At 56.4% G+C, this 21,886-nt stretch carries 16 protein-coding genes and 1 pseudogene; 1 reads left to right on the plus strand and 16 read right to left on the minus strand.

Translation table 11 applies throughout. The annotated features are described in order from the left end of the window. Positions 1-72: 72 nt before the first annotated feature. Genes ACFQI7_RS03005 through ACFQI7_RS03030 form a run of 6 tightly spaced genes read right to left on the minus strand, consistent with a single transcriptional unit; the run spans position 73 to position 7,530 of the window. On the minus strand, positions 73-1,356 hold the full coding sequence (locus tag ACFQI7_RS03005) for an AGE family epimerase/isomerase (RefSeq protein WP_218096915.1): 1,284 nt from the start codon (positions 1,354-1,356) through the stop codon (positions 73-75). Then, complete coding sequence (locus ACFQI7_RS03010; protein ID WP_218096917.1) at positions 1,343-2,371, minus strand: Gfo/Idh/MocA family protein; 1,029 nt, start codon at positions 2,369-2,371, stop codon at positions 1,343-1,345. The genes ACFQI7_RS03005 and ACFQI7_RS03010 overlap by 14 nt, the downstream gene beginning before the upstream one ends. Positions 2,372-2,403: 32 nt before the next feature. Continuing rightward, on the minus strand, positions 2,404-3,309 hold the full coding sequence (locus ACFQI7_RS03015; RefSeq protein ID WP_218096918.1) for a Gfo/Idh/MocA family protein: 906 nt from the start codon (positions 3,307-3,309) through the stop codon (positions 2,404-2,406). 14 nt (positions 3,310-3,323) lie between these two features. After that, positions 3,324-4,340, minus strand: coding sequence for a zinc-dependent alcohol dehydrogenase (locus ACFQI7_RS03020; protein WP_218096919.1), 1,017 nt, complete (start codon positions 4,338-4,340; stop codon positions 3,324-3,326). Then, positions 4,318-6,096 (minus strand): hypothetical protein, encoded by a 1,779-nt coding sequence (locus ACFQI7_RS03025; protein ID WP_218096920.1) that lies wholly within the window; start codon positions 6,094-6,096, stop codon positions 4,318-4,320. The genes ACFQI7_RS03020 and ACFQI7_RS03025 overlap by 23 nt, the downstream gene beginning before the upstream one ends. 48 nt (positions 6,097-6,144) lie before the next feature. Next, a complete protein-coding gene (locus tag ACFQI7_RS03030; RefSeq protein WP_218096921.1) occupies positions 6,145-7,530 on the minus strand; it encodes a hypothetical protein in 1,386 nt (461 codons plus the stop codon). 311 nt (positions 7,531-7,841) lie between these two features. Between ACFQI7_RS03030 and ACFQI7_RS03035 the strand changes: the two genes are divergently transcribed. Then, entirely contained in the window at positions 7,842-9,242 is a 1,401-nt protein-coding gene (locus ACFQI7_RS03035) for an extracellular solute-binding protein (RefSeq protein WP_218096922.1), read from the plus strand. 81 nt (positions 9,243-9,323) lie between these two features. Here ACFQI7_RS03035 and ACFQI7_RS03040 read toward each other — a convergent pair whose 3' ends face one another. The 10 genes and pseudogenes from ACFQI7_RS03040 to ACFQI7_RS03085 form a co-directional block, all read right to left on the minus strand. Beyond that, positions 9,324-12,287 carry a hypothetical protein gene (locus ACFQI7_RS03040; RefSeq protein ID WP_218096923.1) on the minus strand — a complete coding sequence of 988 codons (2,964 nt, stop codon included), beginning with the start codon at positions 12,285-12,287 and terminating at the stop codon, positions 9,324-9,326. Between the two features lie 89 nt (positions 12,288-12,376). Continuing rightward, a complete protein-coding gene (locus tag ACFQI7_RS03045) occupies positions 12,377-13,087 on the minus strand; it encodes an SGNH/GDSL hydrolase family protein (RefSeq protein WP_218096924.1) in 711 nt (236 codons plus the stop codon). 89 nt (positions 13,088-13,176) lie between these two features. Next, positions 13,177-14,502: an ABC transporter substrate-binding protein gene (locus ACFQI7_RS03050; protein WP_218096925.1), complete on the minus strand. Its 1,326-nt coding sequence runs from the start codon at positions 14,500-14,502 to the stop codon at positions 13,177-13,179. 158 nt (positions 14,503-14,660) lie between these two features. Further along, positions 14,661-15,440, minus strand: coding sequence for an alpha/beta hydrolase (locus ACFQI7_RS03055; RefSeq protein ID WP_218096926.1), 780 nt, complete (start codon positions 15,438-15,440; stop codon positions 14,661-14,663). A gap of 100 nt (positions 15,441-15,540) precedes the next feature. After that, positions 15,541-16,722: a M20 metallopeptidase family protein gene (locus tag ACFQI7_RS03060; protein WP_218096927.1), complete on the minus strand. Its 1,182-nt coding sequence runs from the start codon at positions 16,720-16,722 to the stop codon at positions 15,541-15,543. A 273-nt stretch (positions 16,723-16,995) separates the two neighbouring features. Further along, positions 16,996-17,904: pseudogene (sdaAA, locus tag ACFQI7_RS03065) on the minus strand (L-serine ammonia-lyase, iron-sulfur-dependent, subunit alpha); the annotation flags it as partial. Beyond that, on the minus strand, positions 17,901-18,578 hold the full coding sequence (sdaAB, locus tag ACFQI7_RS03070; protein WP_218096929.1) for an L-serine ammonia-lyase, iron-sulfur-dependent subunit beta: 678 nt from the start codon (positions 18,576-18,578) through the stop codon (positions 17,901-17,903). The gene sdaAB and the pseudogene sdaAA, both read right to left, overlap by 4 nt. A 21-nt stretch (positions 18,579-18,599) precedes the next feature. Next, positions 18,600-19,667 carry a dihydrodipicolinate synthase family protein gene (locus ACFQI7_RS03075; RefSeq protein WP_218096930.1) on the minus strand — a complete coding sequence of 356 codons (1,068 nt, stop codon included), beginning with the start codon at positions 19,665-19,667 and terminating at the stop codon, positions 18,600-18,602. Further along, positions 19,667-20,683: an NAD-dependent epimerase/dehydratase family protein gene (locus tag ACFQI7_RS03080; protein WP_218097000.1), complete on the minus strand. Its 1,017-nt coding sequence runs from the start codon at positions 20,681-20,683 to the stop codon at positions 19,667-19,669. The genes ACFQI7_RS03075 and ACFQI7_RS03080 overlap by 1 nt, the downstream gene beginning before the upstream one ends. Positions 20,684-20,719: 36 nt before the next feature. Further along, positions 20,720-21,880 carry an N-acetylglucosamine-6-phosphate deacetylase gene (locus ACFQI7_RS03085; protein WP_230414601.1) on the minus strand — a complete coding sequence of 387 codons (1,161 nt, stop codon included), beginning with the start codon at positions 21,878-21,880 and terminating at the stop codon, positions 20,720-20,722. Positions 21,881-21,886 lie beyond the last annotated feature (6 nt).

Genomic DNA, 21,886 nt, shown 5'->3' on the forward strand with positions numbered 1-21,886 from the left:
CGGCAGTGTTTAAGCAAAATGAATCTGAAGAAAAAGAGCCTGAGGCATATCGCCGCAGGCTCCCACTCTTCTTTATGCTTCGTTCTTTCCAAGCAATTCGATGATCAGCAGTACGTTTCTTGCGATATGATAAGGGTCTTTGACCGGGAGTGCAACGACCGTGTTCATCGGTTTCCCCTGCCGATCACGGATCTGAATCCACTCGCCGACTTCCTTGTCGGGATTCGGAAACGTGCGGAACACATACTCGTGCAGCATCCGGTAGTTGTCCCACAGCCGCTTCTCTCCCGTCCGTTCGAAGCCGAGCAGCAAGGCGTACAGCGCCTCCGAATGAGGCCACCACAGCTTCATATCCCAAGTATCGCGCACCAGCGAACCGAACCGCGAATGATCCGGAACTCCTGCCGGCGGACCTCCGTCCTTATCGATATAACGCAGAAGGCCGCCGTACTCACGGTCCCAACCTTCATCGAACGACCGCTCGATGATTTGAACCGCCTTCCCCACCACATCCTGTCTTTGCAAATGAACCGCCTCGTGAATGACGAACCACATACATTCGAGCGAATGCCCGGGATTGACGTGCCTTGTCAGCATCGTATCCTGCTCGCTACCGCCCCCGACACGGGGAACCAGTTCGCGCATCAAATGCCGGCTGTCGCAAAAGCGGCCCATGATTTGCTCCATATAAGCCTCGCTGCGCTGGCGTACGACGGCGAACCGTTTATCGCCAAGCGTCTCCATCGCGCCGGCCAACTCTTGACTCGTATTCAGCATGATCATGCTGAAGCCGTGCGCGTCATACGCCTCCGGAACCGGATACGGCTCGCTGCGCACCGTTCCTTCCCGAAGCCTGCGCTCGATGTCAAAGTACAGCACGAAAGCTTCGTCCAACACCTTCGCTTGACCGGATACCCGTGCAAATTCGGCCATGCCGAGCACGACAAAGCAGTCCGCGTAGAAGCTTACATGGTAACCCATGCCGGGGATCGACTCTTTATGCTGGCCCTCCCTGGTGAGCAAAAAACTCGTGCTTCCGTCCGGTAGAAACGCATGGCGGATCAAAAATTCGCAAGTTTTCTGCGCCTGCTCCAAGTAGTCCTGCTCGCTACCGGAGATTAGCCCTTTCCGGCAAAGCTCCGCAATCCGCGACCACAGCCATAGAAACCGGCCTTGCGACCACGTATATTTGTCCGTAGCGGTCAGCGCGGAGCCGTCATTGGAGAAACAGGTGTACACCCCGCCGTATTCCGTATCCGCCGCCCGCTGCCAGAACGGCAGCAGCTGCTGCTCCAGATGATCGCGGTAAAAGCGCTCAAGCTCCGCACGATCCGGAAGACCCTCAGCCGATAACAATTTCTTTCCCCTCGCGAGCCGATTCGTAAATCGCCAAGATGACGCTGACGGCCTTTCTTGCTTCTTCCCCTGTAACCATCGGATCGCGGTCGTCCATAATGGCCTGGATCATATCATCCACTAGAATGAAGTGCCCGTTAGAGGAAATGTTGCGCGGGTCGCTGCTGGCCGAAGCCGTACCTTCCACTTGCGGCGCGGTCTCGTCGCTGTCCAGCATTTTCCATTGCTTGAATCCGCTGTCGCCGAAAATGATCGACCCGCGCTCCCCATGCACCTCAAAGCGCGTTTCCTGCCCCGGATAAACGGAGGTCGTACCTTGAATTACGCCGAATGCGCCGTTCTTATATTTGACGACCGCCACGGCGGTGTCCTCGACTTCGATATCGCGCACGAGCGCTTTCGAATGGGCGAACACGGAATGAATATCGCCCATCATCCATTGGATCAGATCGATGCCGTGCACGCCTTGATTCATCAGCGCGCCGCCGCCGTCAAGCGCCCATGTACCGCGCCAGCCCGCGCTTTTGTAATATTCCGGGCTGCGGTAATATTTCAGATAGGCGTCGCCGAGCACCATCGTGCCAAGTTTGCCTTCCTGAATCGCTTTGCGTGTTGCAATAGCGGCTGGGAACGTACGCCGTTGATAGATGACACCGAGCTTTACGTTGCGTTTGCGCGTTTCGCCGATCATCAAATCCATCTTTTCTTTCGTAATGTCGAGCGGCTTCTCGCACAACACATGTTTGCCGGCTTGGGCTGCAGCCACCGTGAAATCGGCATGCATGCCGCTTGGCAGGCAAATGTTGACGACATCGATATCGTCGCGTTTCAGCATTTCCTCGAAATCTTGATATACGGCCGGAATATCGTATGTATCGGCAAGCTTCTGCGCTTTATCTTTATCGACATCGCACACCGCCACGAGCTCGGCTCGCGGATTCGGGGTTATCGCTTTGGCATGGCTTGTTGAAATGACTCCTGCTCCGACCAGTGCGAAGCGCGTTCTTTTTTCCATTGTTATCACCTCATCATGTAATGTACGGCCGTTCAGCCGAGTCGTACGGTTTTCCCGGTGCTGCGGCTTTCGTTGGCCGCTTCGATGAAACGAATGATTTCCAATGTCTCCTCCAGGGAGACATCGGGCGTACCGGTTTGGAACAACCGGATGACGCTTTCTAGCAAGCTCGCGTAATACGGTTTCGGGTTGGCGTAAACGTCTATAAAATGGGAAGCCTTCTGACGATGCACGGTTCCGCCGAACTTGTTGTTGCCTTTACGGTTGCCGCGTACGGTGCCGATTCTTCCATCCTTCCATACCGCCGTAATCAGGTCATGATCGTCGTTGGCATGGGCCGTCAGCTCGGCGCAGCCGCTTCCGAGCAAAGCGAACAGCATCTCGATCGAATGGATGCCGTACCAGAAATAGCCCGGCTGGGTCGGCTGAATCGCCATAGGTCCGAAGCAGTCGGCGCCGATAATATCTCCAAGCTCCTGCTTGCCCTGCGCCTCTTTCATCCCTTCCGCAAATCGCAGCGCCGAGGAGCTCATCACCGGAATGCCGTACTGTTTCGCAAGCGCAGCGATTTCTTGCGCCTCATCCGAGCGTACCGTCAGCGGTTTATCGATGAAGACGGGCTTGCGGAACGGAGCGACCGCCCGGAACTGTTCCAAATGCACGCGTCCGTCTACGGACTCGAGCATAATCGCGTCGCTTGCTTCGGCTACCGCTTCCGGGGAAGCGACGATGTGCACGCCCAGCTCGTCGCGCAGTTGCGCCGTATAGCCTTCGACTCGCGTGTGGCTTAACTCGAAATCCGGAGATCCGCCCGGGAACGCGACCGTTACCCTGCCTCCAGGCACATGGTATTCATGGCTCTTGTCGTTCAACAGCTTGGAGAAATGAAGTACATGCGAAGTATCCAGACCGATCAGACCGATGTTTAACTGTTCCAACGTTCAGCACTCCTTTAGTTTGTGGATTCATATGCAATGACAGCGCCCAAAATGCTTCCTGGATCGTTTTTGTACATCCCGTATACCGAGTAAGCTTCCGTCAGCGAAACGCTGCGGTTGAGCAGAGGACCGATATCGATATGCCGGCCGGCCAGCAGACGGATGTACTCCCGCAAGTTCCTCCCTTCCGTCCATCGGATGTAGCCGGCAGGATAGTCAAAGCCGCTTGCCTCGTACATCGGATCATACCTTCCGGGACCTCCGGCTCTGGAGATGAGCAGCTGTGCCTCCTTCTTGAACATCTTGGCGCGCGTGAACTCCATGCTCAAATCGCCTACAATGACGACTTTCCCCCGGTCGCGGATCCAGTCGAAGCTCGTATCGAGCAATTCCTTCTGGTTCCCGCTTGCGCATAACAGCACCGCATCCGCGCCGAATCCTCCCGAGACGTCTGCTACGATCCGGCTGACTTCATCCGGTCCGTCACAGACATGAATCCCCGCTGTTCCTTGAAGCGCTTTGCGCCGTTCGGGGAGCAGATCGCACACGATGACGCGCAGGCAAGCGGCACGGCAGATGCGGGCGATAATTTGACCGAGAATGCCCAACCCGACGACCACGACCGTTTCGCCAAACTGCAGCGAAGCTTGTCTAACCGCGTGAACGGCGATCGTTCCCAGACCCGCCGTCGATGCTTCTGCCAAACTGACATGATCGGGTACGGGGGCCACCAGATGCTTATGCACCGCCAAATATTCCGCATGCCTAACATACGGACCGCCATAGCAGGCAACCCGCTGTCCCGGGGGAAATTCATCGGCAGCTTTCACTCCCGCCTGCACCACGACGCCCGCTGCGGAATACCCAAGCTGTAACGGCGATTGCTTGCTTCGCCTTACTGCCGTCATCTCCGTCCCCGGGCTGACCGTGGAGTAAGCCGTTCGAATCAAAACCGTATCCTCGCCTTGAAGCGCAGGCACTGCGTCATCCTTGACGACAACATTTCCCTCATATGCGAATAATGCCTTCATTTCCTCCCCCTCCTTCCTGTTCGCGCTGTACTTGCAGCCTTGTCTCCCATTCCAATACGGCTCCGGCCTCATAGGGCCCGGTTATGACGGCATGCACGTTTGCTGCCGCACCGGAAACGGACAGCAGCGTGCGATGGAGCTGCATGCCGATTTGACTCGAACGGCTGTAGGTTATGGAGAAGCTTTGCCCCTGATACGCCACGTCCATTCGCGATGCCGACTTCTCAACGACCTTGGTGCCGTTTCGGCCGTCATGTACGATCAGAGGCAGTACATGCCAGCAGTCCGTAATAGCCTGCTTCAACTCCAGGCGGTATCTCCAGGAAAATCCGTTCTCCACGGCGGAAATATGTTTCGTACAGCGGTACTGCACCGTATCGAGAACCAACTCGACGCCCGTGTCCGTGAATTGCGCATTAGCATTGTCCGTCGAATCGGGAAAATGCAATGTACCGGATTCGTCCTTGAGCAGAAATCCTTCCCATGCGCCCTCCGCCAAAAACTGCCGATTGTCCGCATCGATCACTTTGAATCTGGGCTCGGCCAGCGGCAGTCGGCAGCCGCTCAACCTGTAATGGAAGCCCTGCAAAGCCGGCGCATACTTCCGGTTGTGCATGCGCAAAGAACATGCAAAATAATGCGCTCCTTTCCGGTAAAACGCGTATCCGCTATCTTCATCGATGTATGCGCATTCACTAGACACCTGAACCGGAGGCAGCTTGTCGCGCCAGACTTTAGGGGCTTCCAGCACCTTCAGCGCCACCGCTATGCCGGTCAAGCCAAGATTATTGTACATATTGACGTGCGTATACGATTCAAATCCGGTTCGCAGCCCGTGCGGGAGCCAGTTTGGGGTACAGCCGTAGCTTCCGTCCTCATGGCGAAAGTTCAACCAATATTCCCATGCATGGCGGAATAGAGCGCTGCTCTCGGCGGCCGTGCTTCCGCTTAACAGCGCTACGTAAACGCCCCAAGTGAACATTTGGTGGCTGCTGCGTTCGATCATGGCGTAAGTGCCGTCCTCCGTTGTGCAGTACGTAAGCCACTTCAATCCGCGACCGATGATCGCAAGCGACCGCGTTCGGTACGTTTCCAGTTGTTCTGGCCAGCGATCGGCAACCGCTACGACGGAGGAGAACAATATAAATAACGTAAAAGCATGATACGCGATCGGCATGCCGTCCAGCGTCCCGGAGTGCGTAACTTCGTCGTTAATAAAACCTCCCGGGGCTTGCGCTTGTTCTACATAATGAAGCAAATGCTCCAGCTTGCTCACGTCCGCTCCGCGGAAACCGAGACTTTGCAAATACAACTCCGTTCCCCACTGCAATGCGGCGCAATTCGTGTTCAACTGCTTGCAATCATCCTCATAGCATGCATAAAATTCCGAGAATTCGCCGCTAATGCCGCTGCGCGCTTCATCCGGCAGCAGCAGCAGCGCCATCATGCTGTAATGGTACAGGAACACTCGGCAAAAGGGACTTATTCCCGTTCGAATCCGCAGCAGCTCGGCCGATCTTCGGACCATCGTCAAGCAGCCATGCAGATGCTCCGGGTTCCCCGAGCTGCGGTAGATCGAAGCATAAATGACCGCAGCGTTCGCCGGTGCGTAATTTTCGCTGTAGACGGTTTCGAACGGATCGATCAGACGACGGGTGTCGTTATCGGTCCACGATTGCAGGACGGGAACGAATTCGGCCAGCACCTGCTCCATTTCATGCCGTATATTCGCTCGTAAGCCGTTAATGGCCGCCATAATGAACCTCCGTATCCAATATCGATTTCCTGCTCTCTGGCTTATGCATCAGGCGGACACCATGCCTTTGGTCATCTCGGCTAAAAACACGAGATTGAAAATTTGCTTCGGCCTTCCTTTCCCCGCAGGACGCTGTTCTCCGACAATTGTCGCCATCTTGTCGTCCATCCACAGCACCAAAAGCCGGTGCGCCGTCCTCAGTGTAACGCCGAGAAGTTCCGCCAGTTCATCCGCCGTATACCGCGTCTCGCCGCTGCGGATCACATCGACCATGAGCTTGCTCAAATAAGCCGCCGACATACCTGCGCGTTCCGCGCGCCGAATCCGATCCGGCGGAATCAGCGTCAAATCGAGCTTCGGCGGCTCCGTCATTTCAAGCGGCCCCATGACGCCGCGATCTTCGCGCACGATAAAGCCGGTGCCGCTGCCCGCTTGAAGCGAATGGGTCAGCGCCATCCTGGCATGCGCTCCTGCATGCCGGGCGGAAAAACCGAAACCGATTCCGATATTCAGCGATAGGCCGAACAACTGCTCCATCTCTTTGGCCAGCGGGATTTTGCGGCAGCCGTGAGTTACTTTCTCAAACGGGCGGCGCAGCGTAACAAACATGTATTCCTGATTGTTCAGCTGTGTGAATTCCCCTTCGAGCGAATCGGCGAAGGAAACCAGCAACCGGCGAATATCATGCTCCCGTCCTGTTACGCCGGGAGCGCTTCCAGCAGACGCATTCGCCGGTTCGTGCGCCTGCGGCTCCAGCCGAACAATCCCGATGACCACTTGAGACTGCTGATAGTGCCGACCGACGGCGGCGATGAGATTGTTCAAGGAACCTGCTACATCTTGATCGGAGGGAGAAATCCACTCGTTCGGCACTCCATGGCGGGTCAGTTCGTCGGCAACTTGCCGCATGCCGGTCAACGCCATACCGGTTTTTCCCTGCGCCAGCAAATACCGGTGAAATTCCATGACTTTGAACGGATCCGCCAGCAGCTCCTCGTCGCAGCAGTAAAGCGGTCTCGAGTACTCTCCGAGCTCCGTCCAGATTTGCTCCGCTTGACGTTTCGTAACGGTATCAACGGATAAGCCGGTTCCCGCAAACTTTCGCTCAGCCTTATACAGTGCCCGGATGAAACTCGTTCCGGACAGCGAAACGCAGTCCGAAGGAATGTGCAGAGCGATATGTTTTTCCGCTTCCCGATATACGTCCGGTTCCGAGAAAAGAAGCGCCTCAGCTTTCCCGGCCAACTTGTCGGCGGCTTCCAATGCTTGGTCGCGGTGACGGTACGTTTGGAACAGCGGCACCGCAGCGGGAACCGAACGGAGCACCGTTTGCAGATTCGATAATACCGTTTCATGACAAACGATCCCGACTTTCACCCCTGCATTCGAAGAAACAACGGCCGTAGCTGTACGGTCTGAAACATTCGTATCCATGAAGACCCTCCTATCGGAACTCGTAATGATTGGGGCAGACGAACGATCAACCTTTCGGTCGATACATCAGACTTCGTTATCTAATGTACGACTTAGAAACTACAGAACAATTACCGACATCATTTTCAGCATATGTGACTCATTTCTGCTTTATGTTTTTTATTATATTTATCGCTCTCAATCGCTGTCAAATCATTTTTATGTCGTTATGTAGTTTATATGTAGTTTATAATTTTATTGATGAACGTTATCGATTTGTGTATGCTTAAGTTACCCGTTCTCCCTAACCCATGCCATCGCAGGAGGATTCCATGAAGCAGAGCTTGGACCGCGAATCGTTTAAACACCGCTTGGATTCGATGATCGCCAGCTTAAGGGCCGAGATCGTTAGCGGCAATCGAAAGCCGGGCGACTATCTTCCTTCCGAATTAAGCTTGGCCGGGCAATTCGGCCTCAGCAACAAATCCGTGCGCGCAGCTCTTGCCGTACTTGTCAATGAAGGACTCGTTGAGAAAATACCTCGTGTCGGAAATAAAATAACGAATCCGCGTGCGGCTGCGAATCCGCAACCTGTTACGGTACGACTCGGCGCTCAAAACGTAGTCGAACGCGATATCGAACTCTCTTCCTTGCTCCGCGCCTTTGAGCATCTTCATCCGAACATCAAGGTCGAGCTCATCCCCTTGCCGTCGCTGCGGTATTACAAAACCGCCAAACAATACATGACAAGCGGCATGCTGGATGCGTTCACCATGTCGTACCGGGACTACATCGACTTTGTCGAGCACGACGGCTTGGCCAGCCTTGAACCATTCGAGCCGGACACGCATGCGTATCCGTTTTTGAACAAGGCATACGCGCATGAAGAATTGCTCTACGTGAAGCCGGTTGCGTTCTCTCCGATTGTGCTGCTGTATAACAAAAACCATTTTAAACAGAGCGGGCTCAGCGAGCCGGACAGCAGCTGGACGTGGGAAGATTTGTTCCGCTGCGCGGAGCAGCTGGAGCTGCCGAAGGAGCGGCTCGGCTTTTATTTTCATCTGTTCTCTTACAACCGCTGGCCGATCTTTCTTATGCAAAGCGGCGTCCGGTTCGAACGCAGGCCGGGGGGCGGGCTGTCCTTTGACCGCGACAAATTCATTGCCGGCATTCGGACTTGCAGGGAGCTGCTGCAGAAGCGCAATGTGCTGCCGGGTTACCTCTCCGAGAACGATTCGGATGCGGAAGTGCTGTTCCTGAACGAAAAAGTATCGATGATCATGACAACCTATTTCAGTCTGAACAAGTTGAAAGCGGCCTCTTTCCCGATGGATATCGCACCGCTGCCATATTCGGAGCAGCCGATCACGATGCTGCTGACGCTCGGGATCGGGGTTAACGCCGGATCGCGAGTCAAACCGGAGGCGAAAATGCTCGCGGAATTTATTGCGGGCCGCGACGGCCAGCAAATGATTCGCAGTTCCTCTTTGACGCTGCCCGCGCGAAGAACCTCGGCGGAGTGGACGGAAGTATCCCGCGATAAGGAGCCGTACCGTTTCCACATGTACCGGGAAATCATCCCCACGTTTCATCTGTATACGGATCTGCAGTTGAGCCTGATGGAGCTAGGTGAATTGAACGTCATCCTGAAGCTGTATTGGTCTCATATGGAAGATGAGCGTTCCATATGCGAACGGGTAGCGAACATCGGCAGTGCGTATTTCTTGCAATAGAAAAAGGAGCTGCTGCACCGAGAAGATGATCGGTCAGGCATGCTCCTTTATTTGTGTTACACGGACTTGCAGCCCGGCTCGCTACACCGTGCGAAACGCAATGACGCCAAGCTCGATTGAAAAGAAAGCTCCCTTGTCCCCGTCAGCACTGAAATTCGTTGCGACGACACCGATACGGTCCCCGGCCTGGAACTGCGTGTCGCCGCTAACGTTTCCTACCGCCGTGCCGTTCGCGGCAACCTCGCCTCCGACGCCTTCAATCCAAGGTGACCCATTGCGCGTTAGCGTCAATTCGAACGCGGCGGCATTTGCTGATTCACCGCTGATGTACGCAGCCGCATACGTTTCTACTCGACCATCCGCCGCCATTACATATTCGCCGGTCGGATGTTGCTCGGACCGCTTCATCTTCACGCCGGATACGAACTTCTCTTTCGTTTCGGCATAATATTGCAGCGTCTGTACCGTCCTCCCAAGCTCTTTCCACTTCGCTCCGTCCCACACGATCGACTGGCCCAAATCCGTGTCGTAATACACGAAGCCGAGGGCAATACCATCCCTATCCGCGTCCGGCCGTTCGGAAGAAACGCCTGACGTTCGGATCGGATGAATCGGATCGGACTCCGAACGGCTGTTCAGCATGGAGGCGAACTCGGGTCTAAGCTTCGGTTTGGATCGAAGCAAGCCATCAGACAATCTCGTCCGCAGATGGCTATGTTTTAGAAATTGATTATAGGCAATGAAGCCGTACCGGTCCAAAAGCTCCGGCTTGGCAAGGCCGGCGATGACCGGGGTGCGAATAACGCAATGAAGGAACGATGTTCCGCCTTCGGACTCGAGCTTGCAAAAGTCTCCTTTGTCCTGCGCGAAAGCAGCCTCGAACGCACAGTTCTCCATCGTAAGCCTGCCTTGATGCGGCTTCCCTTTCGAGCCGGATAACTGGAAACCGCGGATGCCGCACTCATCCAAAGACAGATCGGCCGGCGACTCCTGAACGACAGCGTACAGGTTGGAGCAATGCTTCAGCTCTATTTTCGGATACAGCGAGTATTCGTCCCGTTCCGCGTTATCCGGCGACAGCATGATGAGATGCGCCCCGTCCGTCTGCTCCGGGGACACGGGAGCCTGCTCATCGAGCATCACGTGATCGAACTTCATGAGACAGTTCGGTTTCAGCCCTTCGGACGATGTATAACCGCCTTTGCGCGACAACCGGTATCCCGCCGAATCTTTAATTTCAAACAGTCGTACGCCCCGTTCCCTTCCGTCCACGAGCACATTGGTGAATTGAATCGTTTGCGGAAAAAACAAACGGTCTTCCGGAGTCGTTCTGGAGAAAGCAGGCAGCTTCATGATCCAGGCCGGTTTGACCGCCTGCGGAACCGCTGTGTAATCGAAAATGAAATTATCGATTATGATACTGCGTCCGAAGCCGATCGGATATTTGTAATTGAATTGCGCCGGCGTGTGATATAGCACGCAGGCTTCCACATCGTCCGTCAGGAGCAGCCGGCAGTTGCGGATTCGTATGTGTCCGTCCCATTTGGCCCCGAAATCTCTGCGGTAATTAATGAACTGGCCGCCTCCGTACCGCTTTGAATTCTCGATGATCAAATCGCCGCCGCCGGTCACGGATATGCCCCGGAACCCAACCTCCGTCTCCTGAATATACAAATTCCAGCAGTGGAAATGCACGTCGATCCGGTTCAGCCGGCAATTTTGGATTCGGAAATTTTTCATCAGGTTCGTTCCAAATACGCCCCAGTGCACCAGACTTCCTTCCGCCGTGACATTGCGAAATACCGGATTGAGCACGCGAGCCCCCCCGATCCCGTAAGTTCCGGCGCCTACGTCTTTTCCCGGGCCTCCGCGGTCCTGTTCCCACGGAATGAGCTTCACGTTCTCCAGCAATACATCATAGACGAGATTAAAATAGAAAAAGCCGAACCGGGCCTGCATGGAGATATCTTTCATTCCCGGCTCAAGCCCAACGAATTGATTGCGTAAGACGGTCCGGCTTCGCTTGACTTGAATGCCGCTCCAGTAGTACCCGTCGTACTTTTGACCGGGCAAGTTGCCGGAAACGAGGAACGTCCCGCCTTCGATCGTCAGGACATTTTCATCGCAAGGATATGCCGTAAGGCTTGTAATGTCTTTGAACGTCCAAGCCAAATCGCCCATAATGCGGCCGTACTCATCGACATAAAAGAAATCTTCGCGCGCCCAGCCCGTCTGATTCTCATAGCCGCTGCGGGCACCAATCAAATCGTTCTTGTCGGCGACAACCACCAGGCAATTTTTATATTGGGCAAGCTCGGGGATCAGCGTCGTGCCCGGCTTTAACCGTTTGAGCAGCGCCGTCTTCTCTTCCGGTTTCAAGGTGATGGTGATCGGATTTTTCGACGGATTGACCACGAACCGCGGATTCGCCTTCGTACTCTTACTCTCGTCGATATGGAAGATGGAACTGCCCCATTGCACGGGGGTTTGAATCGGGATCGTATGCGCCGATTTGATCCAGTATTCGCCGCTCGGGTTCCACACCGGCAGCTTGCGCAGATTTGCGTATGTATGAGCCTTCTTGATCTGTTCGCCGTCATCATTCGTTTTGTCGCCGACGACGCCGAACATTTTATAGTTAATATAGGGGCCGGGAAGCAGTCGCGCCATCAAGCCTCCCTGCAGCTTATGGACGGCTCCTCCGTCCTCGGGAACATTGGTGGAAGCAATGACGTATTCCGCACCTCCCCCGTCTCCGGGCTCATAATAGCCCATCGTCCGTACGAGCATTCCGTCCGAAAGCCCTGAAGCGGCAGCTTTCAGTTCGCCTACAGTCAGGAAATAATTCATTTCCTTCCTCCTCTCCGGTTCTTCGGCCGTGTCTGTCTTGGGAGTGTCGTTTCCCGACTGAATGAACCCCGCATAGCCTGCAGCAACGGCCGCCGCACCCGTTAACCCGATCGACGCGAGAAGCTTGCGTCTGCTGATCGTTCTTCGCGATACTTCCGGTTGGTCCGGCTCCCGATCTTGAGGATGATCGCTCAACCCGCATTCTCCTCTCTTAAAATAGATACTTTGTAAGCCTCAAGATGCACTTCCATCCTATAACCATTCTCGAAACAAGTGTGGGTTTTCTACTGATCGGTTTGAAGCTGCTGCTCGATCAATTCCGTTACTTTTGCCCCGAGCAGTGCGTATCCTTCGTCGGTAAAATGTACATTGCGCGGAAGCTGGTTCCCGTCAAGCCGGTCGGCCACATGCCCATGCAAGTCGTTGACGGCGATCCCGAGCTCATTCATCACCTTCGCCGCACGGTCGTTATACGTCAGCTCCGAACCGGGTACACGCCCGACCGCGCCTTCCGGTACGGGTGTAGTTGACGCCCATATGAGACGGGCACCGGTCTGCTGCAGCCTTGTAGCAAGCGTGCGCAGATGTTGTTCGTATTGCTCCGGCGTACTTACCAGACGACCGGCAAGATCGAGCGCGCCGTCCTGCAAATATTTCAGATCGTGCAAGCCCCAGTTGAAATGAATGATCCGCCACTTCTTGCTTCCGAGCCACTTATCGAGCCATTGCAGCCCCCGGGCCGAGTCTCCGCCGTTTACAGGTATGCGGCATACGTTCGCTTTCCCCGCTAACGCTTGTCGAACCGGTATCGTGTATCCCATCGAGATGGAGTCGCCGATCAGCAGCACATGCTCGAGCGATGGATCGAGTTCCACATATTGAAATTCGGGTCTGTCTTTCTGATTGACGTTCAGGGCGGCGTCCCACGCTTCCTTGCTGCTGTATATGCAAGCAGCTTCCGTCTTCCCCGCCTTAGCGGATGCTTGATCGTTCACGGTTTATCCCTCCATAACGGTTTATCGTACATTCAAGGCATGAGGGCTGTCTCAATGGGGATTGAAACAGCCCTTCGCTGCGCTTGCGATTATTTTTTCATCTCGGCTTGAATCTTGCTGTCGGCGCGTTCCGCCGCCGCCCGGAGAGCCGTATTGGCGTCCGTGCCCTTCTGATAATCCATCAGCGCCGTGAACAGCTCGGTCTCGACGAAGCTTTGGTATTTCGTCTTGATCGTCGGCGCCGCATACGTTTGCGGGAACAACGACTTAATGTTTTTCCCTTTCAGCTTCGGATCGTCCACTCCTAGGTCGGCGGCCAACTTCGACCCATCCTTCAATATCGTATTCGCGGATCCCGCTCTAACCATGTATTTCTGGAAGTCTTCGGACGCAATGTAGTCGAGCACCTGGAACGCTGCATCCTTGTTCTTGCTTGTCTGCGTGATGTAGAAATACGTCGGATACGATTGCGGCCCGATTCCGGGCTTTTCTTTGAGGAACGGAAGCTGCACGACGTCCCAGTTCATTCCCTCCGGCCGCGTTCCACTTAACGATGCGTACATGGCGGCTGTCATATTTTTCAGGAACGGATCGGTCTGGGTCGCCAGTGCATATTTCGTTCCCGGCACTTCATTCCCGGGGATTTTGAAGAACCGGGCCAAGTTCTCGAATGACTTCTTGAAATCTTCGCTCGTAATATTCGTCTTGAACGTCTTCGGATCGAGCGGATTGACCGAGTTTTGGTCAAGCAGCAGCAAATGCTGGAAAGACATTGTCAGCCCTTTGTACTGAACGCCGCCTTCGTTGCGCGTCATTTTCCGGGCCAGTTCGTACAATTCGTCCCAAGTCATGCCGTCTTTCGGATACGCAACGCCGAATTTATCGAACAAATCTTTGTTGTAGAACAGCGCGCCGGAAGTGGTGCTTACAGGCATCCCGTAAATGCCGCCGTTCGCAAAGCCTTTCTGGATTTCGACCGTACTCGGTTCGAGCTTGCCGATGTCGAAATTGTATTTCTTGATTAAATCGCTAATGTCGTATTGCAGATCGTATGTCGTCAAAAAGTTTTGCGTGAGCCCGACGGAACTGATCATAATATCGAACGACTGTCCGGCCGTCAGCAGCTCCGGCAATGTTTTGCTGTCCTTTTGCATGATGTATTTGACGTTGATGTGAGGCAGCTTTTCCTTGATTTTGCTGCCGTACTGCTCCATGAATTTCTCTTCCGTAATGTTGTTGCTCGTCAAGTAAAACGTGATGTCGACCGGATCGTTTTTGAACTTGGCGTTCGTCGGCCCGCCCGCTTTGTCTCCTGCAGGCTTGTTGCCGGGATTCGCCGGAGCGCCTCCGCTGCAGCCCGCCGCAATGACTGCGAGCAACAGCAAAGAAACCAACAGCGTTCTCTTTTTCTCCATCTGTGACTACCCCTCTCTTCATGCACTTAAGTATCATTCTGTTCCCTAGCATATCCTGCTTTGTAAGCGAGTACAATGGTTTCGGGTTGCGATAAAATGTCGAAAAATACGTTGGCACGAAGAGAGGAATTTCAAATTTTTTTGTTGATAAGATCGACTTATAGACCGTGTTTTTGCAAAAATAATTCGATATGCCGAACGCTGAGCCGCTGCGCAGGCGTATCCGTACCGTAGCCGAACCCGTGCTTCACGCCCGGCAGTACGATCAGATCGGCGTTCCCGCCGCTCGCATTGATCCGGTGGCACATTTCGGACGTATCCGCAAGCGTTGTCGTCGGGTCGTTATCCCCTTGAATAAACAGGAAGGGGGGCAAACCGCCTTTCATCCGATGTACGCGATGCACCGGAGATGCCGTACGGAACAGCTCCGGTTCCGCTTCCGCGGTTGCCGCCATGAACACGTTCACAAAATCGCGCTTAATGAACAGCGTCGTTACCGGACAGTAACAGATGGCCGCCCGGGGAACGGTATCGGCGTTCGTCAATTCCGCCGTCGCGCCCAGCGGGTCGTCTTCCGGCACCGTCGCCAGCATCGCCGCCAAATGGCCGCCGGCCGAAGAACCTACGACGGCCACGGCATCGGGAGCATAGCCGTATCGTCCGGCTTGCTGTTTCACAAACTGCATCGCAAGCCGCACGTCCTCCAGCTGGCTTGGAAAAACATAGTCCGGAGCCAATCGGTATCCCGCCGATGCGCAAACGTAGCCCCGTTCGCAGAAGTATTTGGCTACGCCGTGCCACTGCTGCTTATTGCCGGCGGACCAGCCTCCCCCGTGAATAAAGAACAGGCAGGCGCCGTTCGGGCTCTCCGGCAAAAAAAGATCGATTTTGCGGTGCTCCGCGTAATCGCTGCTATAGACCGTTTCCAAATGTTCCATGAAGCGACACCCCTTTGTCCATTGTCTTCGAAAGACGTACGATTATAAACCGCCGCCATGTATCGCCAACGGTTCGTCGTACCCACTTTCGGGCTTGCGGCTACTCGTTCCGCAATAACGGGATGGCCGCCAGCAGCGCCGCACCGTAAGGCAGACAAGCCTCGTTCAGCGTAAATTTCGGATGATGCAGACCGTATGCGCGATCCGCATCGCGATCGGGCCCGGAACCGAGCCAGAAGAAAGCGCCGGGCACATGCAGCAAATATTCGGAAAAGTCTTCGCCGGCCATCGTCGGCTCCGCCGTCTTCCGGTTGTGCTCACCTAATACGAGGTCCGCGGTTCGTTCCACGTAACGCGCCGGACCATCGTGATTGACGAGCACGGCCGTTTGAGGAATATACCGCAAATCTACCTTGCACCGGTATGCCTGGGCGATTCCGCCGATCAGACGCTCGAGTCTTTTGGGCATCGATTCCTTCGCCGCTTCGGAGAACGTACGTACAGTTCCCGTCAGTTTCGCCTGATGCGGAATGACATTATTCGCCTCGCCGGCATGAATGCTGCCGATCGTGACGACCGCAGGCTCGAATGGCGACAATTCACGTGACACGGCCGTCTGCAGCCCCATCACAATCGCCGATGCGGCCACAATCGGATCGATGCTTTGGTCCGGAATGGCTCCGTGGCCTCCCTTGCCTTCCAGCGTCAATTCGATCCGGTCGACGGATCCCATTAATGCGCCGTACCGGATGGCCATTTGCCCGGCGGGCAGCGTCGGAAGGTTGTGCAGCCCGTATATTTCGCTGACGCCTTCAAGTACGCCGTCCGCGATCATCGCTTTCGCTCCCGCATTGATTTCTTCCGCGGACTGAAACAGCAGCCGGACGGAGCCGGCCAATCGGTCCCGGTTGCGCATGATCAGCTCGGCGGCTCCGAGCAGCATGGCCGTATGTCCGTCGTGGCCGCAGGCGTGCATTACTCCAGGACGGGCTGAGGCGTATGGCAGCCCGGTCTCTTCCTGGATCGGAAGCGCATCCATATCGGCGCGCAGCGCAATGACGGGGCCGGGACGTTCTCCGGCTATCTCCGCCACAACGCCGTGTCCTCCGACGCCAGTGGTCGGCGAATAGCCGAGCTTGCGCAGCTCGGCCGCCACCTTGCGCGCCGTTTCCGCTTCATTCTCGCTGAGCTCCGGGAAGCGGTGCAAGTCCCGGCGAAACGCCGTCAGCTTATCCTCCAGCTCTTTGCCCTGCAGCAGCAGGTTTTCCGCTAACGATTTCATGATGATTCCCCTTTCGAATCGGCGGCCGATCTCGGACGATCCGCATCTTGCGAGATGCCGCTGTCAGTGTGCAGGATCGGATGATTCCCTTTGATCTGCGCCGGATGATGCGGTTCGCGCTGATCTCGGCGTTTCGGGCTGTGTTGCCCCCAATGTTTCGAGCTGCGCCGCTTTCGCCGTCTCGGCTTGCTCTGCTTCCGAAGTTCCGGACCGCGCTGTTCTTGCTGTCCCGGCTTCCGCCGCTCCATACGTTTCGGACTGTGTTGTCCCGGACGCTGCGGTTCCGGACGTCCCTCTGGCAGCGCCGTCTTTGCCGTACAGATCCTTCATGATCCTCCGCCCGGTCGGCGTTTGCGCAAGTCCGCCCTTCGCCGTCTCGCGATGCTTCTCCGGCATGCTGCCTCCTACTTCCAGCATTACCTGGATCACTTCGTCCGACGGAATGACGCTGCGCACGCCTGCCAGCGCCATATCGGCAGCCGCCAGCGCGGTCACCGACCCGAAGCCGTTGCGGACGATGCACGGAATTTCGACCAGGCCGCCGACCGGGTCGCAGATGAGGCCAAGCGTATTTTTCAGCGCCAAGCCTACGGCGTGAACCGCCTGCTGCGGCGTCCCTCCGCGCAACTCGACCAAAGCTCCGGCGGCCATGCCGATCGCCGACCCGACCTCCGCTTGGCAGCCGCCTTCGGCCCCGGACACGAACGAGTTGTTCGCGATCACGTAGCCGATGGCCCCGGCACAGAATAAACCGGCGACCATATGTTCGTCGCGCCAACCGAATCGTTCCTGCACGCTGACGAACGACCCGGGAATAATGCCGCACGAGCCTGCCGTCGGCGTGGCAACGATGCGTCCCATCGAAGCGTTCACCTCGGAAACCGCAAGCGCATAGGCGAGCGATAGCGCGCTCGCTTCCCCAAGCAGCGGCTCGCTGCCTGCGGCATAAGCCGACATGCGCTGCGCATCGAAGCCGGTCAATCCACTGCGTGAACGCGTCGGCTCCGTTAAGCCTTTGCGGACCGCTTCTTTCATAATGTCATAATACGATGCCATCTTGGCAAATTCCTGATCGGCGGTCCGGCCGGACTCCCTCGCCTGCTCGTCGAGCATGAGCTGCGAAATCGGCTTCCCCTCGTCTTCGCACAAACGGGCTAGCTGCTTGAGCGTCCGAAATCTCATCGCATTCCCTCCATAATATCGATCATCCTTACCGTCTGAACGTCGGGCAAGGCGGCGATGCTCGAAAGCAGGGATGCCGGCACCACCAAGTCCGATTCAATCACCGTCAGTGCATTGCCGTTCCGGCCTGCCCGGTCGACGTCCATGCTGCCGATATTGATGCCGCTGCCGCTTAACAGGCCCGTAATCTCGGCGATCATCCCTTTGCGGTCGGCATGGAACACGAGCAGCGTCGGATAGCTGCCGGTAAACCGCACGTCGAACTCGTTCACGCGTTCGATTTCGACATTGCCTCCGCCGATGGACGCGCCGCGAACGGTGATGACAGAATCCGCGGCGCCAAGCCGGATTTCCGCCGTATTCGGGTGGGCAGCCAGTCCATGGCTAGGCGCGATCGTAACCTGCAAACCGGCCTGCCGGGCTTCTTCCGCCGAACGAACGAGGCGGGCATCGTCAGGGTCATACCCGAGAAGCCCGCCAATCAGCGCCAGATCGGTTCCATGCCCGCGATACGTATCCGCGAAAGAGCCGAAGAGCCCGATCTCGGCCCATTGCGGCTCCGCATCGAGCAGGCTGCGGGCGATCCGGCCGAGCCTGACCGCTCCTGCGGTATGCGAACTGGAAGGTCCCACCATGGCGGGACCGATAATCGAAAACACATCCTTGAAGCGCATCTTGACGCCTCGCTTTCCTGATTAACGCAGCCACTCTGCGAGATGTGCGCGGACGAACGCGTCGTCGTGCAAATGCGGATAATCGCGGTACATCCGGTCAATTTCCTCCGGTTGCCCCGGAGACATCGTTTCCTCCGGATTCAGGCACCACGTTCCCTCCAGCAGCCCTTGCCGCCGCAGCACTTCGTGAATGCCAGCAATGCATCCGGCGAACGCATGAGCCGGGTCGAAGAACGCCGCGTTCGTATCGGTGACCTCGATATTGCGCGTAAGCCACGTTGCATCGATGGAAGATTCCGTACGCGCCCGCTTGATCTCTTCAAGCAGTTCGACCGCCTTTTGCGTCCATACCGCCCAGTGACCGAGCAGGCCGCCGACGATCCGCTTTTCGACCGTCGCCCCGTCCACCTGAAACCGGTACACCGACAGCAAATCGTTTACGATGTTGTCGTCATTGCCCGTATAAAGCGCAATTTCGTCCCTGCGGCTCGAATAGCAGACGGCGCGGATGACGTCGATCGTCTGATATCGGTTGAACGGCGCGATCTTGATCGCGACGATGCCCGGAATTTCGGCGAATTTGCGCCAAAAGTCAAAGCTGAATATGCGTCCGCCGACCGAGGGCTGCAAGTAAAAGCCGATCACGGGAATGACGGCGGCTACCGCTTCCGTGCGGCGCAGCAGTTCTTCCTCCGACCAATCCTTCAACCCGCCCATACTGAGCAATCCTGCGTCGTAGCCAAGCAATGCGGCGAGCTCCGCTTCGGCAAGCGCCTGCTCGGTAGGTCCGCAAACGCCGGCGACTTTGAGAAAAGGCCTCGTGGGCTGCGCCCGGTCCACTTCCTCCGCGGCCATTCGCAGAACCGGCTCGAGCAAGCCTACTTCTTTGTCCCGAATTTCGAACTGCGTCGTATGGACGCCGACCGCGACGCCGCCGGCTCCCGACGCCAAGTAGTAGCGCGTCAAAGCGCGCTGGCGACGTTCGTCCAGCTGACGCGAGCTATTCAGCGCGAGCGGATGGGCCGGGATGACCAGCCCCTCACGCAGCGCCTGCAGCTTCTCGGCCGATAACTCTCTGCGCTGTGTCATTAAAATTTCCCCTCCCGCTCCTGAAAATGCGTCGGTTTGTTCAAGGTCTCTCCCCCTTGCTCAACCCACGCGGCGATCCAATCGATCATTTGCAGCAGGGAAACCCTCGGGTATCCGAACAACTGGAACGATTTGGCGGCATTATTGAGCAGCGCCGTATCCGATTCATGCCCGGTAATCACCGGCTCGACGCCGAACCGCTTGCCGAATTGCTGCGCAATCCATCGCATCGACATCGTTTCCGGGCCGGTTACATTGATCACGTTCGGCGGGTTCGAGCACACATTCAAGCTGCGCAGCGCGATTTCGTTGGCATCTCCTTGCCAGATGCAGTTGGCATGCCCCATCGTCACATCGACCGGACTTCCGGACTTGACGGCCTTCGCCACTTCCAGCAGTACGCCGTAACGCAAGTCAATCGCATAATTTAATCTGTAAATCACCATCGGGATTTCATATTTATGCGAAAAAAATTCAAATACCCGCTCACGCCCGAGCGTCGACTGGCCGTATTCGCCGACCGGTGCCGGCGCTGTCGCTTCGGTTGCGCCTCCGGAAGCAACAGGGGTGAAAGGATAAATATTGCCCGAGGAAAAGACGACAATCCGCGACTGGCGAAATTTTTCCGCGACCCGGCCCGGCAAGTACGAGTTCATCGCCCAAGTGAAATATTCCCGTCCCGTCGTGCCGAACTTGTTGCCGGCCATATAAATGATGTTCTTGACGTCGGGAAGCTGCTCGACCTGACGGTCGTCGAGAAGGTCGCAGGCGATCGTGCGCACCCCTTCCCGCTCGAGCTGCTCCTTAAGCCCTTTTTCGGAAAAACGCGAAACGCCCCATACCGTTTTTTGCACCCCGGCGAGCTTCAGTGCATTCATGGCCAGCCTGGCCAGACTCGGTCCCATTTTACCGCCGACGCCGAGAAGCATGATGTCGCCGTCGATTTGCGCAATGTCCCGCACCAACGCTTCCGACGGTTCGGCAAGCTTACTTTCCAATTGTTCGATTGACGTTATATTCATGATCAACGCTCCTCTTTTTCGAATGAAACTTTAACCGTATTGCTTCTCTCCCGCTTTATAAACGGCCGACGGACGAAGGAAGCTGCCGTCCCATTCCATAACGGCGAGATCGGCCGGCGCTCCGGTCTGCAGCCCCTGGGCAGAAGGAAGACCGAGCTTCGCCGCCGGATGCACGGATGCCGCATCCCATGCGCCGGCCAGATCGCAAATACCCTTGCGGATCAGGTGGGAGATACCCCAAGGCAGAAGCTGCGCAGAGCCGGCCAGCAGCCTCGGATCGTGTGCCAGGTGCAGCCGCCCTTCTTCGGTCAGTACGACCTGGCCGCCTACAGGCATATCGTAGGCGCCGGGCGGCATGCCGCTCAAAGAGACGGCGTCGCTGACGAGCAGCATACGCTCTTCCTTGACTTTCCGGACCACCTTCAACACCGCGTCCGGAAGGTGGAAGCCGTCGGCAATGACGCAAGCCCACAGCGGTTCGCTCGCCAGCTGTTCCCACAAATAGTTGGGATGCCTCGGCAGCATGGGATGCGCGCCGTTGCCGAAGTGGGTAACCATCGTCGCCCCCGCTTCGGCTGCGGAACGGATTTGTTCCGGCGTCGCGTTCGTATGCCCAACGGACACGACGATGCCTGCATCGGCACAGCGCCGGATGAATTCGGACGACTCGGGCCACTCCGGCGAGACGGTGACGATGCGGATTAAGCCGCGCGCCGCTTCCTGCCAGCGCTGCATCAAATCCCAGTCGGGCGCTTTTACATAGGCTTTGTTATGCGCGCCTCTCGCCCCGTCTTCCGGGGAAATGAACGGCCCCTCCAGATGGATGCCCGCCACGCACGACCGCGTGATGGGATCTTCTTCCGTTTCGGCAGCGATCGCGGCAACCGCCGATTCGATTCGTTCGTCGCTTCCGGTAATGACTGTCGGAAAATAGGCGGTGACGCCTTCTTTCCATAAAGCGCGCGTAACCTTGTGCGTCGTGCCTGACGGAATCGGCTGCGCGTTAAAATCCATTGACCGATACCCGTTGAGCTGTAGATCGACGAGTCCCGGGCCGACCCAGGCGATGCCGCTTACCGGTTCGTCCGCAGCCCACGGCAATATGCCGGTGATCCGTCCTTCCTCCATCGTAACTTCAACCGGCTGTCCTGTCTTATAATGTCTGCCTTTGACCGATATTGGCTGTCCCACCGGCAA

It is taken from the genome of Paenibacillus allorhizosphaerae (assembly GCF_042659105.1).
Lineage (GTDB): Bacteria > Bacillota > Bacilli > Paenibacillales > NBRC-103111 > Paenibacillus_G > Paenibacillus_G allorhizosphaerae.

Excerpts from the sequence above, each read along its gene's own strand:
- ACFQI7_RS03010 (WP_218096917.1), bottom strand. The coding sequence starts at position 2,371 with ATGGAAAAAAGAACGCGCTTCGCACTGGTCGGAGCAGGAGTCATTTCA.
- ACFQI7_RS03020 (WP_218096919.1), bottom strand. The coding sequence starts at position 4,340 with ATGAAGGCATTATTCGCATATGAGGGAAATGTTGTCGTCAAGGATGAC.
- ACFQI7_RS03025 (WP_218096920.1), bottom strand. The coding sequence starts at position 6,096 with ATGGCGGCCATTAACGGCTTACGAGCGAATATACGGCATGAAATGGAG.
- ACFQI7_RS03030 (WP_218096921.1), bottom strand. The coding sequence starts at position 7,530 with ATGGATACGAATGTTTCAGACCGTACAGCTACGGCCGTTGTTTCTTCG.
- ACFQI7_RS03035 (WP_218096922.1), top strand. The coding sequence starts at position 7,842 with ATGAAGCAGAGCTTGGACCGCGAATCGTTTAAACACCGCTTGGATTCG.
- ACFQI7_RS03050 (WP_218096925.1), bottom strand. The coding sequence starts at position 14,502 with ATGGAGAAAAAGAGAACGCTGTTGGTTTCTTTGCTGTTGCTCGCAGTC.
- ACFQI7_RS03055 (WP_218096926.1), bottom strand. The coding sequence starts at position 15,440 with ATGGAACATTTGGAAACGGTCTATAGCAGCGATTACGCGGAGCACCGC.
- ACFQI7_RS03060 (WP_218096927.1), bottom strand. The coding sequence starts at position 16,722 with ATGAAATCGTTAGCGGAAAACCTGCTGCTGCAGGGCAAAGAGCTGGAG.
- sdaAB (WP_218096929.1), bottom strand. The coding sequence starts at position 18,578 with ATGCGCTTCAAGGATGTGTTTTCGATTATCGGTCCCGCCATGGTGGGA.
- ACFQI7_RS03075 (WP_218096930.1), bottom strand. The coding sequence starts at position 19,667 with ATGACACAGCGCAGAGAGTTATCGGCCGAGAAGCTGCAGGCGCTGCGT.